Origin of the sequence: Massilia sp. W12 (assembly GCF_037300705.1) — a bacterium.
Classification (GTDB): domain Bacteria; phylum Pseudomonadota; class Gammaproteobacteria; order Burkholderiales; family Burkholderiaceae_D; genus JACPVY01.
In genome coordinates this window covers 89693-104644 of the sequence record NZ_CP147776.1, presented here as the reverse complement: position 1 = coordinate 104644, position 14952 = coordinate 89693, and the positions used below count along the sequence as shown (strand labels likewise).

At 54.6% G+C, this 14952-nt stretch carries 20 protein-coding genes; 3 read left to right on the top strand and 17 right to left on the bottom strand.

The genetic code is table 11. The features are described 5' to 3' along the window. Window positions 1-25 precede the first annotated feature (25 nt). Window positions 26-1177 carry a heparan-alpha-glucosaminide N-acetyltransferase domain-containing protein gene (locus V8J88_RS00480; protein WP_338847177.1) on the bottom strand — a complete coding sequence of 384 codons (1152 nt, stop codon included), beginning with the start codon at window positions 1175-1177 and terminating at the stop codon, window positions 26-28. 241 nt (window positions 1178-1418) lie between these two features. Between V8J88_RS00480 and V8J88_RS00475 the strand changes: the two genes are divergently transcribed. Further along, entirely contained in the window at window positions 1419-1934 is a 516-nt protein-coding gene (locus V8J88_RS00475) for a DUF805 domain-containing protein (protein WP_338847176.1), read from the top strand. Window positions 1935-1976: 42 nt separating this feature from the next. Here V8J88_RS00475 and V8J88_RS00470 read toward each other — a convergent pair whose 3' ends face one another. From V8J88_RS00470 to V8J88_RS00450, 5 genes are all read right to left on the bottom strand, one after another. Next, the gene (locus V8J88_RS00470) at window positions 1977-2489 is read right to left on the bottom strand and encodes a DUF805 domain-containing protein (protein WP_338847175.1); all 513 of its coding nucleotides are present in this window, start codon (window positions 2487-2489) and stop codon (window positions 1977-1979) included. Window positions 2490-2526: 37 nt separating this feature from the next. Next, complete coding sequence (locus V8J88_RS00465) at window positions 2527-3030, bottom strand: DUF805 domain-containing protein (protein ID WP_338847174.1); 504 nt, start codon at window positions 3028-3030, stop codon at window positions 2527-2529. Between the two features lie 190 nt (window positions 3031-3220). Further along, on the bottom strand, window positions 3221-3790 hold the full coding sequence (locus tag V8J88_RS00460) for an SCO family protein (RefSeq protein ID WP_338847173.1): 570 nt from the start codon (window positions 3788-3790) through the stop codon (window positions 3221-3223). 10 nt (window positions 3791-3800) lie between these two features. After that, complete coding sequence (cyoE, locus tag V8J88_RS00455) at window positions 3801-4685, bottom strand: heme o synthase (protein ID WP_338847172.1); 885 nt, start codon at window positions 4683-4685, stop codon at window positions 3801-3803. Then, on the bottom strand, window positions 4682-5746 hold the full coding sequence (locus V8J88_RS00450) for a COX15/CtaA family protein (protein ID WP_338847171.1): 1065 nt from the start codon (window positions 5744-5746) through the stop codon (window positions 4682-4684). Before V8J88_RS00450 ends, cyoE begins: the two co-directional genes overlap by 4 nt. Window positions 5747-5845: 99 nt before the next feature. Here V8J88_RS00450 and V8J88_RS00445 point away from each other — a divergent pair, with 99 nt between their 5' ends. Next, entirely contained in the window at window positions 5846-6004 is a 159-nt protein-coding gene (locus tag V8J88_RS00445; protein ID WP_338847170.1) for a hypothetical protein, read from the top strand. A gap of 18 nt (window positions 6005-6022) precedes the next feature. On the opposite strand, the gene V8J88_RS00440 is transcribed toward V8J88_RS00445, so the two are convergent. Then, window positions 6023-6622, bottom strand: coding sequence for a cytochrome C oxidase subunit I (locus V8J88_RS00440; RefSeq protein ID WP_338847169.1), 600 nt, complete (start codon window positions 6620-6622; stop codon window positions 6023-6025). Between the two features lie 8 nt (window positions 6623-6630). Beyond that, on the bottom strand, window positions 6631-7407 hold the full coding sequence (locus V8J88_RS00435; RefSeq protein ID WP_338847168.1) for an SURF1 family protein: 777 nt from the start codon (window positions 7405-7407) through the stop codon (window positions 6631-6633). Between V8J88_RS00435 and V8J88_RS00430 the strand changes: the two genes are divergently transcribed. Then, a complete protein-coding gene (locus tag V8J88_RS00430; protein WP_338847167.1) occupies window positions 7406-7603 on the top strand; it encodes a twin transmembrane helix small protein in 198 nt (65 codons plus the stop codon). The two genes, V8J88_RS00435 and V8J88_RS00430, sit on opposite strands and share 2 nt — an antisense overlap. Before the next feature lie 214 nt (window positions 7604-7817). Here the strand turns inward: V8J88_RS00430 and V8J88_RS00425 are convergent, their stop codons facing one another. The 9 genes from V8J88_RS00425 to coxB all read right to left on the bottom strand — a co-directional run bounded on the left by V8J88_RS00425 (window position 7818) and on the right by coxB (window position 14626). Next, window positions 7818-8672, bottom strand: a complete 855-nt coding sequence (locus V8J88_RS00425) for a hypothetical protein (RefSeq protein WP_338847166.1) — start codon at window positions 8670-8672, stop codon at window positions 7818-7820. A gap of 362 nt (window positions 8673-9034) precedes the next feature. Next, window positions 9035-9523, bottom strand: coding sequence for a T6SS effector amidase Tae4 family protein (locus tag V8J88_RS00420; RefSeq protein WP_338847165.1), 489 nt, complete (start codon window positions 9521-9523; stop codon window positions 9035-9037). Further along, window positions 9520-10014, bottom strand: a complete 495-nt coding sequence (locus V8J88_RS00415; RefSeq protein WP_338847164.1) for a Rap1a/Tai family immunity protein — start codon at window positions 10012-10014, stop codon at window positions 9520-9522. The genes V8J88_RS00420 and V8J88_RS00415 overlap by 4 nt, the downstream gene beginning before the upstream one ends. Next, complete coding sequence (locus tag V8J88_RS00410) at window positions 9978-10835, bottom strand: cytochrome c oxidase subunit 3 (protein WP_338847163.1); 858 nt, start codon at window positions 10833-10835, stop codon at window positions 9978-9980. The genes V8J88_RS00415 and V8J88_RS00410 overlap by 37 nt, the downstream gene beginning before the upstream one ends. Window positions 10836-10889: 54 nt before the next feature. Further along, the gene (locus V8J88_RS00405) at window positions 10890-11105 is read right to left on the bottom strand and encodes a DUF2970 domain-containing protein (RefSeq protein WP_338847162.1); all 216 of its coding nucleotides are present in this window, start codon (window positions 11103-11105) and stop codon (window positions 10890-10892) included. Window positions 11106-11117: 12 nt separating this feature from the next. Then, window positions 11118-11672, bottom strand: coding sequence for a cytochrome c oxidase assembly protein (locus V8J88_RS00400; RefSeq protein ID WP_338847161.1), 555 nt, complete (start codon window positions 11670-11672; stop codon window positions 11118-11120). 8 nt (window positions 11673-11680) lie between these two features. Further along, entirely contained in the window at window positions 11681-11797 is a 117-nt protein-coding gene (locus V8J88_RS00395) for a cytochrome oxidase small assembly protein (RefSeq protein WP_338847160.1), read from the bottom strand. A gap of 47 nt (window positions 11798-11844) precedes the next feature. Further along, a complete protein-coding gene (ctaD, locus tag V8J88_RS00390; protein WP_338847159.1) occupies window positions 11845-13434 on the bottom strand; it encodes a cytochrome c oxidase subunit I in 1590 nt (529 codons plus the stop codon). A 19-nt stretch (window positions 13435-13453) separates the two neighbouring features. Then, window positions 13454-14626 carry a cytochrome c oxidase subunit II gene (coxB, locus tag V8J88_RS00385; protein ID WP_338847158.1) on the bottom strand — a complete coding sequence of 391 codons (1173 nt, stop codon included), beginning with the start codon at window positions 14624-14626 and terminating at the stop codon, window positions 13454-13456. Window positions 14627-14952 lie beyond the last annotated feature (326 nt).

The following is a 14952-nucleotide window of genomic DNA, read 5'->3' as shown; positions in this document are numbered from 1 at the left end:
AAAACAATGAAATCTATCCAGCAAATCAGGCTGAGGCCACGCGCCGCTTATCCCGCCTGTTTTCCCATGTGCGCAAGAACAAAGCAAATAGCAACAAGGCCAGCAACCACACGCTGTAACACAGCAAAAGGGAGGGCGCATACTCCGGCGGCAACTGCCTGCCCTGCCCTGCTGAGTATGCCACAGGGCCATATCGCCATTCCATCCAGAGCATGCCGGCGGCATGTAAAACGGCGATATGCAGGCAGTAAAACAACAATGGGTGGCGGCCAAACAGGGCCAGGCTTTCACGCCACCACCCTGGCGGCATATTTTCCAAGGCCGCCAGCAGCAACATGGCGAGGCCGACGAAGAGGCAGAGGTATTGCAATGAAGGCGGATATTTATGCACATTGATAAATGACAGCAGGCTGTATACCGCGCCATTGCTGTGCACGCGCCAGGGATGCGGGTCGCCATACCAATTGCCGCTGCGCAAAAGCACAAAGGCAAGCAGCAGCATGAGGCCGATGTGCAGCCAATGCCGGCTGCGTTGCATGGGTGCGGCCCGGCACAGCGGGCCGATGGCAAAACCGGCCAGCATCAAGCCTATCCAGGGCATCAGGGGATAGAGAAAATACAATTTGAGACCGGCGATTTTAGCGCCGCCGCTTTGATGCCAGATTTTTAGCCACAGCGGCGCGCTCTCACTATGCCAGGCGTCGAGCAGGTTGTGCGGCAAAATCAAGAGTGCGGCCAGGGCGATCAAGGCTGCGCGCGGCAGCCACAGCGCCAGCCCCAGCGCCAGCATGGCCACGCCCAAGGCCCAGATCACCTGAAACACGATGAGGCCGAATTCAAATTGCCAGCTGAAGTTGATCCAGCTCACTTCGAGCAAGATCAAGAGTGCGCCACGCTGCAGCAGATAGCGGCTTTGCGCCGCTGCGCCCACGCGCTGCATGCGCAACCATGCCGCCAGTCCAGCCAGCAGGACAAATGCGGGCGCGCATAAATGGGTGATCCAGCGTGTCAAAAACCAGGCCGGGCTGGTGGCGCTCAAGTCGGTGGGATTGAAATTCAGATGCACAAAAAAATCGCGCACATGATCCAAGGCCATCAGCATGATGACCAGGCCGCGCAAGAGGTCGGGGGCGGCCAGACGCGCATGGCTTGGGGATGTGTCGGCAGAGGTGCTCATGCTGCGGCTCCAGGCGGGCAAAGCTGTATGCTGCGCGCAAATGGCGTATCAGGTCAAACGCGCTTTGCATATCACGCTTGAATGCTGCAGCTGCGTCTGTATGATGAAAAAACACGCCAGGCGGGCAGGATCAGGTTGTCTTGCGACGAATTGCAGCTTATCTGCACGCAGAGGCCATATAATATGAGAACATATAACTTTCAGCGCTTAAGAAAACACCCATTTTCAGGAGAGAAGAAGCATGACACACCCCTATCAAGCCCCCGGCAGCAGTGTGGCGCATGACACTGACAAGTTCACTAAAGTAAAGATTTTCGCTTTGCGCGGGCGCATCGGGCGCTTGCGTTATTACGTGTATCCCGTTGCGCTTACCTTGCTCTTCGCATTCCCGCTGGGTATTTTGTTTGCGATCATCGGCGCCGATCCGGCCAAACTGGAATCACTGAGCTGGTTGATGGTGTTGTTGGCGATTCCATTTATCGGGATGTATGTCGTATTTTGCATACGCCGTCTGCATGATCTGGATAAAACAGGCTGGCTTTGTTTGCTGATGCTGCTGCCGCTCGTGAATCTCCTTTTTATGCTCTACCTATTGTTTGCCCCCGGCACCGATGGCGATAACCGCTATGGCGCACCGCCTGAGCCGAACACCACGCCGGTGATTGTCAGCGCCGTGGTCTTGATCGGACTTAGCGTCTTGCAAATCATCATGACGATTGTGATGATGGTCGGCTTGATGCGCACAATGGGACAATGAAACCAGCAGGCCGGCAGCATGCGCGCGGCCGGCCTGCAGGGCTTACCAACTGCCTGCGGTAAAGAACATCAGCAGCGCAAAGATACTGCCAAAAAACAGTAAAAACACCCCTGCTGTGCACAAAATCGCCAGCGCCGCCAACCACCCCATGCCGGGCGGATTGGGCGGCGGCGGCAAGCCATAGCTGTTGGCAAACTCGCTGCCGGGCGCCAGCAATAAATACAGCCAAAACAGCAGGTTGATGATTGGCAGGAACATGATGAGGCATAACAAGGGGTGATGTTCCACATCCTGCAGACGGCGTATGGTCAGAATCAAAGCGCCGATCAGTGTGACGCCGCCCACGCTCCAATCCACCGCGCTATCCATCAACAGCAAGTCGAAAGGCAAGAGGTTGGACAGCACTTGTTCGGCCGCAAGCCCGAGCAGGCCGAGGAAAAAACTGTACACCAGAAAACGCAAGCGCCCGATGCGCCCACTCAGGGCCACGATCTGGAGATTGGCGTACTCCGTTTTACCCAGCTGGCTTTGCGGGCTTTTGTAGAAATTACTCATGTTTATATCCTGAATTGAAGGGGATACTGGATACCGTTCAGCGCGAAGCATTCTTGAGCATGCCGGATATAAATAGCAAGCTGGTGAGGATGGCGCCGATTATTACTCCCATGCCGTTCGGCGCGGGCGGCAAGCCATGCCGGTTTTCTCCCTCGTCACCGGCTTTGAAGATGAGCAAAAGAAGAGGCAGCGTGCCAATATAGGGCACAAGCATCAAGAGCGACAGCCAAATCGGGTAACTCATGTCGCGCAAGCGGCGTACCGCAAAGTAAGCGATAAACAGCATAACCACCACAAACAGCGCAATGCCGACAAAGGCCGGCGGCATGTCTCTGAATGAACGCGCCACTGCTGGCGGCAGCAGCGGAATGATGAGGCCGAACAGTATGCCGAGCATGACCAGGATGGGAGGCATTAAGCCGCAATAAGCAATAAAGCGCAAACGGCCAATCCGCCCGCGCAAGGACCAGATGCGCGGGGTCTGATACTCCTGGCTTTGCTGTTCAATATTGCTGACGGGGGCTTGATATGCGTTTTCCATGTGACCATATTCTCCTCAGAAAAGATGGCGCATGATGGCATGTGCGGGATATTGCTTCAAGTAAATATTATTTTTATGCGGCGCGGCGCAATTCAAGCTGACACTGACGCCGGCTTGCGCGAAGCCGGCGCCGGCCTGCATTTGCGGCGCGGCAATATGCAGTCAGCAGCAGCGGCGCCGCAAGCGATTATCAGAGCAACTGTTCCAAATCTCTCAGAATGCTTTCCTGCGGCTGGTTGTAGCGGATAAACAGACGCACCCGGCCATCTTTATCGAACAGATAGCTGCCTGCGGTATGGTCGATGGTGTAGTGAGCGCCCTCTTTCGGCATGACTTTCTTGAAGAAGATATGAAATTCACGCGCCGCTTCCTCGGTTTCTTTCAAGCTGCCATACATGCCCAGAAAGCGCTGATCAAAGGCCGGCACGTATTGCGCCAGCAGGGCCTGGGTATCGCGCTCTGGATCGAGGGTGACAAAAATCACTTGTAATTGCTCTGCGCGTGACCCCAGTTTTTTCATGATGGCGGCCATTTCCGTCATGGTGGTCGGGCATACATCCGGACATTGGGTATAGCCGAAAAACACCAGCACGGCGCGGCCTTTGAAATCCGCCAGGCTGCGTTTTTTGCCATGGTGATCGGTCAGATTGAGTTTTTGCGCGTACTCGGCGCCGGTGATATCAACATTTGCGAACGTCTTTTTTTGCTCACAGCCAGCCAGCAAAAAAACACAGCAGCACAAAAGCAAACGCAGCAACATCAGCGACTCCTTACAGGGGAAAATAATGATCGACCAGCAACGCGGCGAACAGCAAGGCCAGATACACAATCGAAAAGCGGAAGGTCTTGCGCGCCTGCGCATCGGAATAATTGCGGTACAGCTTCCAGGCTTGCCACATAAAGGCGGCGTCCAGCAGCAAAGCGCACACCAGATAAATATGGTGGCTCATCTTGATCGCATATGGCAGCAGCGTGGTGGCGGTCAGAGCGATGGTGTAGAGCCAGACATGAAACTGGGTGAAATGCATGCCGTGCGTGACCGGCAACATGGGCAGGCCGGATTTTTCATAATCTTCACGTCGGTACAGCGCCAAGGCCCAGAAATGCGGCGGCGTCCAGACAAAAATGATCAAGACCAGAAGCCAGGCTTCAACCGGCGCGGCATTCGCCACCGCCGCCCAGCCCAGCGCAGGCGGCATGGCGCCGGAAAGGCCGCCAATCACAATATTTTGCGGCGTGGCCGGTTTCAGGATCAGGGTGTAAATCAGGGCATAACCGACAAAGGTGGCCAGGGTCAGCCACATAGTGAAGGGATTCACCAGAAAGTACAGCAGCGCCATGCCGGCCCCGCCCAGTACGATGGAAAACTGCAGGGTGCGCGCGGCGCTCAATTCGCCGGAAGCAACGGCGCGGCGCGCGGTGCGCAACATGCGCGCATCAATTTCACGCTCTAACAAACAATTCACGGCAAACGCGGCGCCCGCCAGCATCCAGATGCCAAGCGCGCCAAACAGCACTTTGTCCAGCGGCGGCATACCGGGTGTGGCCAAAAACATGCCGATCACAGCACAAAACACCGCCAGCTGCGTGACGCGCGGTTTGGTCAGCACCCAATACTGGGCCAAGGGATGAGGAAGAGGGGCTTCGGAATTCATGGACGGTCAGGGCAGCGATCAAGGCGCGAGTTTAGCATGGACAGGCAAAGCACGAGAGCGGCGGCGCCGGCATTATGCAAGAGCGCCAGTAATAGCGGAAATTTAAAATAAATCGTCAGCAAGCCGGTGCAGAATTGGGCCAGCAGCAAGGCGCCGATCATGCGCGCCGCGCGCGGATGAGCGCCGCGCGCGCGCCAGGCCAGCACGCCGCAGACGGCCAGCACCAGCCAGGCGAAATTGCGGTGCAGCCAGTGAATCGCAGTCAGCGCGGCGAACGGCAGCCAATCGCCGCCGCCGGTTTTACCCAGTTCACGCCAAAGGGTGAAGCCATGGCCCCAATCCATTTCCGGCAGCCAACGCCCCTGACACATCGGAAATTCCATACAGGCCAGGGTGGCGTAATTGGTCGACACCCAGCCGCCCAGGGCGATTTGGCAAAACACAATCACCAGCGCGAGGCGCGCCCACATGCGCAAGCCGCCGGCTTGCGGCGCTGGCGGCATGGGATGCAGGCGCGCCCAGTGCCAGGCGATCATGGCCAGCAGCAGCATGCCCAGCAATAAATGGATGGTGACAATCAGCGGCTGCAATTTCATGGTCACGGTCCAGGCGCCGAATGCGCCTTGCACGCAAACCAGGGCAAACAGCCAATACGCCATGGCCCCCACCGGCTGCGTCTTGCGGCGCTGCCAGGCCAGCACGCACATTGTGGTGATCAGGATGCCGATGCCCATCGCCAGAAAACGGTGAATCATTTCAACCCAGGCTTTAAACACCGTCACCGGGCCATGCGGCATGGCGGCTTCGGCGGCGCTGATCTGGGCATGCGCCTGCAGCGGATTGGCGTGACCGTAGCAGCCCGGCCAATCAGGACAGCCCAGGCCGGAATCAGAGAGCCGGGTGTAGGCGCCGAAAACAATCAAATCAAATGTCAAAAACAGCAGCAGGCCGCACAATTTGACATAGCGCGCCTCCTGTTTGCGCGCCCAGACGATGGACAAGGGAAAACTGGCCACCAGCAAGCCGGTGATGGCCAATTGCAGGAATTTATGCCATTCCATTATCCTGGATTCCTCAGTTGGAGAGGCGGGAGTAAGCAGTTTACCGGCTTCCTGGCCAGGGTATTGAAGGCAATTCGGGCGGCATGCCAGCGGCCATCAATGCGGCCCTCGCTTGCAAGCGAGGGCGCGCCCGGCAAGGGCGAAAACGGCGAACAGCATGCTTTGCGCGCCGGTCGCGCCCCGGCCCGGGGTGTGATGCTGCAATTTGCTGAAAATTTCAAGAAAATCATCGGGTTATCGAAGCAACAAAGCGGTTGACTGAGGACTCCAGGATTGTTAGCCAATCTTCGAGATTTTAATCAGCTTGTTTAAGTCTTTTTTGATCTTGTGCGGGTCCGCATCTTTCGGGTAACGCATCATCAAATTGCCAAGCGGATCGATGAAGTAGAGATGGTCTTCGATCCGGGTCGAAGCTTCCGCCGGCAGCCAGGCGGCGATTTTGGCGCGCTCGGCGCGGATGAAATGGGTGCCGTCATATTCACGCAGCAGGATGGTGTCGAGCGCCTGCTCATCAGTGATCAGCCAGACGCGCTCGATGCGGTCTTTTTCACGTCCCTGGGTCAAGCGCAATTGGCGCATTTGAAACAGCTTTTCGCGGCAGCTCTCCGCGCATGCGGCAGGCGCCACCATCAGCATGCGCCATTTGCCATTCAGGCTGGCCAGCTCGCGCGGTTGGCCATCCAGGCTGCGCGCATTCAAGTTTGGCATCGGGTATTGGCGCGGATCGAGCAAGGCGCCGTAGTTGGTGGCCGGGCCGGGTTTCACCACGTAATAATAAAAATACGATGCGGCGATCGGGGCGATGCATACCGCCAGCACGGCCCATAACATGGCGGATGATCGTTTGGGCTTGGCAGGACTGCTGTTTTCACTCATGGCGATGCTCATTTTGCTGATGTTTGCGGAGAGTCCAGGCCGCGCGCACGGCGCACGCCCAGCCAAATATAAAAACCGAGTGCGGCGCATGACAGGCCGAACCATTGAAAGGCATACGCGCGATGCTTGTCGGCGCCGCTGCCGGCTTGCGGCCAATTGCGCTGTAAGCCGTCCTGAGCCTCGCTGCTTTGTTCAATCACCCAGGGCAGCACATGCAAGCCGCTGCTGCGCGCAAATTCGCTGCGCTCCAGGTTTTGCAGAATCGCATTGGTTTGCAGGGCCGGCGGCTGACCGAGTTGCATGACGCGTTCAAAATCGCGTTTGATCATGCCATCCAAGGCCCAGGAGCCGGCGGGGGTGGCGACCTGCGGCAATTTATCGCGCTGGCGCGGATCGCGCGCCGCCCAGCCGCGCGCCACCAGCACATATTGATTGGTGTTATCAAGACGCAAAGGCGTGACCAGCACAAACCCGGATTTTCCCTGCTGTGGCCGGTTTTCCAGCCAGACCGACCATTGCGGAGCAAATTCGCCATGTACTTGGACACGGCGGAATTCATGCGCCGCCACATCCTCAAAAAAAGGATTGCGCACCGGCGCCTGGCGCTGGCGCGCCTGCAGTTTGGCGGCGTTTTCTTCTTTGAACCAGGCGCGCCGGGTTTGCCATACGCCGGCGCCCAGCCCCAAGGCGAGCAGCAAAAACAGCACAAGCGTCGGCCCCCATGGCAGGAAGGCGAAGCGTTTTGGGTTTACAATCGTGCTTTGTTCTGAGCTGCTCATCATCATGAAAATTGTATTTATCCTGGCCTTTGCGCTGATTTTGGGCAGCTTGGCCTTCGCCCTGTTCTTTATGCTGCGCCGGAAAAGCGGCAAAAGTATGGTGTGGTCACTCACCGCCCGCGTCGCCTTGTCGATCACCCTGTTTGTATGCGTCTTGCTGGCGCACTGGATGGGATGGATACAGCCGACGGGTTTGCGCTGAAGAAGTGAGGGCGCGTCATTCTACCAAGAAATGGGGGAGTGGGCGCGGCAGGGGTCCAGTCACATGAAGGGGGCTGAATTGCTTTGTTTGGCGGGTAAATTGCGCGCCGCTTTCGCCGCAGCTTTTTTCGGCGACCTGCCAGCCGGCTCGTTCAATTGGCGGGGCCAACCATGCATCAGCCGGCCACATGTGTTGCGATGCATCGCAAGCAGCTCTAATTACTGTATTTTTTAAGCAAATTAGGCACAATTTTCGCCAAGTGCGGCGTTCCTGCTATAGCAAATACACGCTCGCCTTTCTCAATCTCCTGCATTATTTTCTTTTCCATGTAAGCATCACGAACCTCAGAAAAGGAAGCACTCACTTTCATGAGCACGTCAGGCTGAATTCCATTTGCAGTCAGGTGATAATCGAAATCCAATATATTTTTCACATCTGGAAACTTTTGAGCGCAGTAAGCTTTTAGTTCATTAAAATTTTTTGGCCCCGTGTTCAGCGGGAACGTGTTCTTAAACTCCTCGTTTGCCAAGTACTGATCAATTTTCCTTGAAATCGCTTCATAACCATATTGATCACGCCATTGTGGTATTAATCTAATGATTGTATAGACGCTGACATCCAGCGGATCGTGCCTTTTCAGTGCGTAGTTCACTTGCGCTTGATAATCCAAATCAAGCGAATCAAATTTCACTTCATTTGCATGTGCTAAGAAAGTGAGAAATCCCATTTCCGAGTAAGCAGTAATTGCAGCAACTTTATCTTTTGCCACAGGCCACCTGCCACCTTCCGTCAACACAAGCGTTGGCTTCAGCAGTGCGAAAAAATTCTCGATTGCTTTCAGTTGCGGATCACCGGAATTAAAAGTATGCCTTGAACCAAAAAAGACTAAGGCTGCTTCTGAGTCATTTTTGTAATAGGCAGAAATTTTGTGTTCTTTAATAAATTCAATTGTTTCTTTATAGGTAGCGGTGGCATCTTTTTCGCTGGCTTTTGCTGGCACAAAGATTAGAACGCTTGCTGCAATCAGGAACGATGCAAGACAAGTTTTACGAAGTGGTTTCAATCTCATCTTCAATCCTTTGAGGTGATTAGTCAGTCGAATTCGGGTCATCAGAAGGCTGGATTGAGCGCAGTGATAGCCCGGCGTCCGACAGCGTTGGATCAATAATGGAATTAGCTCCAGTAGGAGTACGCAAGATGGGCCGCATACGCTCCAATACGTTGCCCCCCTGAATAGATGGCATTTTTTACAAAGCCCCCCCCGATCTTACTGCCCCATTTTCACCCTCCCCGCAAGACGCTGCTTCTTATTGCTTTACTGTTTATAAGGTTTTTTAAATTCCCACGCAAAATTCCCTATGATTTTTATAAACATTAAATTTTAAAGAGTGATTAATCACATCCGCAGAGACCGAATAGAAACGTTATTTTTCAATCCAACTCCCAGAACCATATTTCTTTGGAAGCAAAGTAGCATGCAGAATTGCACACTTGCTCTTTTGTTGTAGAATCAATTACATCAATATGCCCACCATCATATCCATCAATTTTCCAGAAGAAAATTATTCCTTTTTTCCCGGACAACTTTGAGAGTGCCGTCGCTGGAGTCATGACAAGCGGCCTCCCCAAAATATGCCGGTTCGCCAAATGATCCGCCAACAACTTCGCACCAGGCTCAAACGTTTTTCCCTTGTAAGAGCCTTCTTTAATTTTCAACCGCCCCCTGATCTGCACACCAGATTTAAGCAAGGCCAAACTCATGCGAGTAGCACAGGTATTCTTATATCCGGCATTTTGCTTTATCAACTGCTCATCGTCATATCCAATTTCACGATACAGTTTCTGGCGCGAAACATAACTGGTATTTAGCTCATTTGATGAGTAGTGATTATTCTTCAAAATCAGATACTTCACTTTCATTTATTTTTCCCTTTACATGGAAATTGCTTACGCAAAATACTGATTAAGATTGATGCCGCACGCTCTTTTCGTTGCCCCATGCTCAAACCTTGCAGCCCGCTGTATATTTCCTCATTCACAGTTACAGTCTTAAATTTTCGATAATCGCACCAATCTCTCCCCTCGCCGGCTTCCATAACTCCCAACAAGAACATTTCCGCATATCGGCGCTCCATTATATTTTTGCTCATATATGCAGACAAAAATTCTTCGGTGGTCAAATTATTATTTTCAATATTCAAGCGTTGCTGTTCCGCTATCGGTCGCGCCAAACGGGTTTCCCCCTGGGCGGCGCCACAAAACAGCAGGATGGCAAACAAACAAAATATTCGCATCTCAGTTCTCACAAAAGATTTCGATAATAAAAAACAGCGCCCCGCAGGGCGCTGTTTTTTTTGCTTCACTGCTGCGCAGTTCAGTTCCAGTACACGACGAAGTACAAGCCCAGCCACACCACGTCCACAAAGTGCCAATACCAGGCGGCGCCTTCAAAGCCGAAGTGCCAGTCGGGGCGGAAGTGGCCCTTCATCAAACGGTATAACACACAAGACAGCATGATAGCGCCCATGGTCACATGGAAGCCATGGAAGCCGGTCAGCATGAAGAAGGTGGAACCGTAGATGCCGGAGGTCAGTTTCAGATTCAAATCGCTGTAGGCATGTATGTATTCATATGCCTGGAAGCCCATAAACACCGCACCCAGCAAAATCGTCAGGAACAACCAGAAAATGGTTTTGCTGCGCTGATTCGCCACCAGTGCATGGTGGGCGATGGTCAAGGTCACGCCGGAGGTCAACAGCAAAGCGGTGTTGATGGTCGGGATGGTCAAGGTCATTTTGCTGAACGCTTCCACCGTGCCGGCCGGGCCGACGCCGCCCCAGATGCCATTGAAATCAGGCCAAATCACTTTGTGATTCAAATCCGCCAGCCAGGGGAAGGTGACGCCCTTGGCATAGAACAGCGCGCCAAAGAATGCGGCGAAAAACATCACTTCCGAGAAAATGAACCAGCCCATGCTCCAACGGTAGGAGATGTCGATGCGGTCGCTGTATTGCCCGCTTTCAGATTCGGCGGCAGCATCGCCAAACCAGTTGTACAACACGACCAGGAACATGGCGATGCCAATGAAACTGGCGTACATGCCCCAGCCTATGTTATTGACCCAGGCCGAAGCGCCAGCCATGGTCATGAGCAGGCAGACGCCGCCCAGAACCGGCCATTTGGATGAATGCGGCACGTAGTAATACGGCGCCTTGGCGTTGTGTGAACTCATTTCAATCTCCCGATTACTCGAATTGTTGCAATTCCTGTTGCTGTTCTTGTTGCCTTAAGCCACAACCCTGCTGACGATGAACAACAGGGTTACGATAAAAATCACTGCGCCCAGCACGCCGGCGATAATCACATGCAGCGGATTGAGTTGCTCTGCATCCTGCTCGTATCCGCTCTTCTTGCGGATGCCGATGAATGACCACAACACCGCGCGCACCGTCGCCAGAAACGAGGGCTTGCGTTTGACCGCCTGCTTTAAATCCTCAGTCATCACGCCCCCTCTTTATGCCGGTTTGTTCAAGCCGGCCACTTCAAAAAACGTATATGAAACAGTGATGGTTTTGACATTCGCCGGCAGCTTGGGATCAACATAAAACACGACTTGCATCTGCCGCGCTTCGTTCGGCCCCAGTTTTTGCTGCTGGAAGCAAAAGCACTCCACTTTCTTGAAAAACTCACCCGATTGCTGCGGCGCATAGCTTGGAATCGCCTGCGCTGTGACCGGATGCTTTTCCTTGTTCACCACTTCATACACGATATGCGCCAATTCGCCCGGGTGCACATCCAGGCTGTTTTTCACCGGCCTGGCGCGCCACGGGCCTTGGGCTGTGGCGTCAAACTCAATCGTCACCTTGCGGCTCTTGTCCACCTGGGTGTTATCAGGCCGCTTGACTGTCATGTCTTGCGGCGTGATCAGGTTGACGCCGGTGATTTCGCAAATCTTGCGGTAAATCGGAATCAGCGCATAACCAAAGCCGAACATCAAAAAGGCAATCAACACCAATTTGCCCAGCATGCGCCGGTTCAGTCTCTGCAAAAAGCCGGTTTGTTGCGTCATTGGCGGCCTTACATAAACCAGGTGCGCTTAACAAACAAAGCGGCAAAAAAAACTGCCGCCAAAACCGCCACCCACATGCCGGTGCGGCGGTTTTTCGCTTTGATTTCATCTTCTCGACTTGCCACTTCATCTCTCCAGGCGCGGCGCAGAGAGGCGCCGCGCAATGCTGCAATCAATCCACCTTGGGCGGAGTTTCAAAAGTGTGGAACGGCGCCGGGCTGGGCACAGTCCATTCCAAACCTTCCGCGCCATCCCAGGGCTTGGCTTCCGCCTTCTGGCCGCCGCGAATCGCCGGCAACACCACGAAGAACAGGAAATACACCTGGCACAGACCGAAACCGATAGCGCCGATGGATGCAATCATATTGAAGTCAGCAAACTGGGCCGGATAGTCGGCATAGCGGCGCGGCATGCCGGCCAGACCCAGGAAGTGCATCGGGAAGAAGGTGATATTGAAGGTGATCAGCGAAGCCCAGAAGTGAATCTTGCCACGGGTTTCGTTGTACATATAACCAGTCCACTTCGGCGACCAGTAATAGAAACCGGCGAACAGCGAGAACAGCGAGCCGGCCACCAGCACGTAGTGGAAGTGCGCCACCACGTAGTAAGTGTCTTGCAGCTGAATATCAATCGGGGTGATCGCGCAGATCACGCCGGTGAAGCCGCCCATGGTGAACACGAAGATGAAGCCGACAGCAAACAGCATCGGGGTTTCAAACGTCATCGAACCCTGCCACATGGTGGCGATCCAGTTAAACACTTTCACGCCGGTCGGAATCGCGATCAGCATGGTGGCGTACATAAAGAACAGCTGCGCAGTCACCGGCATGCCGGTGGTGAACATATGGTGCGCCCACACGATGAAGGACAGAATCGCGATGGAGGAAGTTGCATACACCATTGAGGCGTAGCCAAACAGCGGTTTGCGCGCAAACGCCGGGATGATCTGGGACACGATGCCGAAAGCCGGCAGAATCATGATGTACACCTCGGGATGGCCGAAGAACCAGAAAATATGCTGGTACATCACCGGATCGCCGCCGCCGGCAGCGTTAAAGAATGAAGTGCCGAAATGACGGTCAGTCAGCGTCATGGTGATGGCGCCAGCCAGCACCGGCATCACCGCGATCAGCAGATAAGCAGTGATCAGCCAGGTCCAGACAAACATCGGCATCTTCATCAGGGTCATGCCGGGCGCGCGCATGTTCAGAATGGTGACGATGATGTTGATCGAACCCATGATCGAGGACGCGCCCATGATGTGCATGGCGAAAATACCCATGTCCATGCCGATACCCATCTGGGTCGAGAGCGGCGCATACAGCGTCCAGCCGGCGGCAGTCGCGCCGCCAGGAACCAGGAAGGAACCGGCCAGCAGCAGCGCAGCGGGCGGCAACAACCAGAAAGAGAAGTTGTTCATACGCGCAAACGCCATATCGGATGCGCCGATTTGCAGCGGGATCATCCAGTTGGCGAAGCCGACGAAGGCCGGCATGATGGCGCCGAACACCATGATCAGACCATGCATGGTGGTGAATTGATTGAACAACTCAGGTTGGAAATATTGCAAACCGGGCTGGAATAATTCCAGACGGATGCACAGCGCCAACACGCCGCCGACCATCAGCATGACAAACGAGAACCACAGATACAGGGAACCGATATCTTTGTGGTTGGTGGCGAAAATCCAGCGCCCTATGCCATGCGGATGATGATCGTCATGACCGTGGCCATGATCATTGACATGAATGCTTGTAGTCATCTCGAACTCCTGCTCTCAATTACTTGTTACGTGCGGCCAGAACTTCTGCCGGTTGCACGATATTCTGCTCAGCCTTATTGCTCCAGCTGTTGCGGGTGTAGGTGATGACGGCCGCCAACTCGGTGTCAGACAAGGCCTTCCAGGCCGGCATCGCGCCCTTGCCTTCCAAAACCATCTTGATTTGCGCATCCTTGCCGCCAACCACCATGGGCGAACCATCCAGCGCCGGGAACGCGCCCGGTGCGCCTTTGCCGTTAGCCTGGTGACAGGCGGCGCAATTTTGCGCATAAACCTGTTCGCCGCGCTGTTTCAGCTCGTCCACCGTCCAGACCTTGGACGGATCATCCGCTTTGGCCTTCATTTCTTTTTGCTTCTTGGCCACCCAGTCAGAGTAGTCTTTTTCAGACAGCACGCGCACCACGATAGGCATGAAAGCATGTTCTTTGCCGCACAATTCAGCGCATTGGCCACGGTACACGCCGGTTTTTTCCGCCTTAAACCAGGTATCGCGCACAAAGCCCGGAATCGCATCCTGCTTGACGCCGAAAGCCGGAATCATCCAGGCGTGAATCACGTCGTTGGCGGTCAGCACCAGGCGCACTTTCTTTTTCACCGGCACCACCAGCTCGTTATCGACTTCGATCAGGTAGTTGTCGCCGCGCGCAGCGGTCGGCAGCATGCCGGGTGCGCCGATTTGTTCACGCGGAGTGGACAGCGCAGACAGGAAGGAAATGCCCTGCCCTTCGCCTTTGAGGTATTCATAGCCCCACTTCCACTGCATGCCGGTGACTTTGATGGTCAGATCCGGATTGGAAGTGTCTTTCATCGCCACCACGATCTTGGTAGCCGGCAAGGCCATCCCGATCACGATCAGGAACGGCACCACGGTCCAGGCGATTTCCACAGCCGTGCTTTCGTGGAAAGTGGCCGGCTTGTGGCCGACTGATTTGCGATGCTTGAAGATCGAGTAAAACATGACGCCGAACACAGCCACGAAGATGAACAGGCAAACGCCCATCACCATCCAGTGCATCCAGTGAATGTCTTCCGCAATCTTGGTGACCGGAGCAGCCAGATTGAGCTGGTTGACCGCTGGCCCGCCCTCACTGTTGCCGACCGCCCAGGACGGTGCGGCAGCCAGCCATACGCCGATTCCCAGCATCAAGGCTTGAAGTCGCTTTGCAAGTTTCATGTTTTCCTCAACAACCAAAGATAATAATTTTCAAAAAACCTGACGCCAACGGATGTTGGCGCTGGCGCATGCTGCCGCGCTCTGCCTGCCAGCCAAAAGGCGGACAGACAAAAACGGGCCGCGCGGATTCCTGAGCGGAATCCACTGCCCGTTGTCGGTGAACACGCGCAAATCCCTCCTGAAAAATCCTGACTTGATGCTGCCGGATTCTCTTGCAACGGCGCTTGACGGCGGCGACTGTGCGTCCCCCGCCCAGAGCAGGGCAAACCTGCAAGCCCGCCCTGAAAAACACATTATTTTACCTGATTTTCACTTGATTATAATCA

Bases quoted from the DNA above. Each gene is read 5' to 3' on its own strand.
- V8J88_RS00480 (WP_338847177.1), bottom strand. From the start codon at position 1,177: ATGAGCACCTCTGCCGACACATCCCCAAGCCATGCGCGTCTGGCCGCC.
- V8J88_RS00475 (WP_338847176.1), top strand. From the start codon at position 1,419: ATGACACACCCCTATCAAGCCCCCGGCAGCAGTGTGGCGCATGACACT.
- V8J88_RS00470 (WP_338847175.1), bottom strand. From the start codon at position 2,489: ATGAGTAATTTCTACAAAAGCCCGCAAAGCCAGCTGGGTAAAACGGAG.
- V8J88_RS00465 (WP_338847174.1), bottom strand. From the start codon at position 3,030: ATGGAAAACGCATATCAAGCCCCCGTCAGCAATATTGAACAGCAAAGC.
- V8J88_RS00460 (WP_338847173.1), bottom strand. From the start codon at position 3,790: ATGTTGCTGCGTTTGCTTTTGTGCTGCTGTGTTTTTTTGCTGGCTGGC.
- cyoE (WP_338847172.1), bottom strand. From the start codon at position 4,685: ATGAATTCCGAAGCCCCTCTTCCTCATCCCTTGGCCCAGTATTGGGTG.
- V8J88_RS00450 (WP_338847171.1), bottom strand. From the start codon at position 5,746: ATGGAATGGCATAAATTCCTGCAATTGGCCATCACCGGCTTGCTGGTG.
- V8J88_RS00445 (WP_338847170.1), top strand. From the start codon at position 5,846: ATGCGGCCCTCGCTTGCAAGCGAGGGCGCGCCCGGCAAGGGCGAAAAC.
- V8J88_RS00440 (WP_338847169.1), bottom strand. From the start codon at position 6,622: ATGAGTGAAAACAGCAGTCCTGCCAAGCCCAAACGATCATCCGCCATG.
- V8J88_RS00430 (WP_338847167.1), top strand. From the start codon at position 7,406: ATGAAAATTGTATTTATCCTGGCCTTTGCGCTGATTTTGGGCAGCTTG.
- V8J88_RS00435 (WP_338847168.1), bottom strand. From the start codon at position 7,407: ATGATGATGAGCAGCTCAGAACAAAGCACGATTGTAAACCCAAAACGC.
- V8J88_RS00425 (WP_338847166.1), bottom strand. From the start codon at position 8,672: ATGAGATTGAAACCACTTCGTAAAACTTGTCTTGCATCGTTCCTGATT.
- V8J88_RS00420 (WP_338847165.1), bottom strand. From the start codon at position 9,523: ATGAAAGTGAAGTATCTGATTTTGAAGAATAATCACTACTCATCAAAT.
- V8J88_RS00410 (WP_338847163.1), bottom strand. From the start codon at position 10,835: ATGAGTTCACACAACGCCAAGGCGCCGTATTACTACGTGCCGCATTCA.
- V8J88_RS00405 (WP_338847162.1), bottom strand. From the start codon at position 11,105: ATGACTGAGGATTTAAAGCAGGCGGTCAAACGCAAGCCCTCGTTTCTG.
- V8J88_RS00400 (WP_338847161.1), bottom strand. From the start codon at position 11,672: ATGACGCAACAAACCGGCTTTTTGCAGAGACTGAACCGGCGCATGCTG.
- ctaD (WP_338847159.1), bottom strand. From the start codon at position 13,434: ATGACTACAAGCATTCATGTCAATGATCATGGCCACGGTCATGACGAT.
- coxB (WP_338847158.1), bottom strand. From the start codon at position 14,626: ATGAAACTTGCAAAGCGACTTCAAGCCTTGATGCTGGGAATCGGCGTA.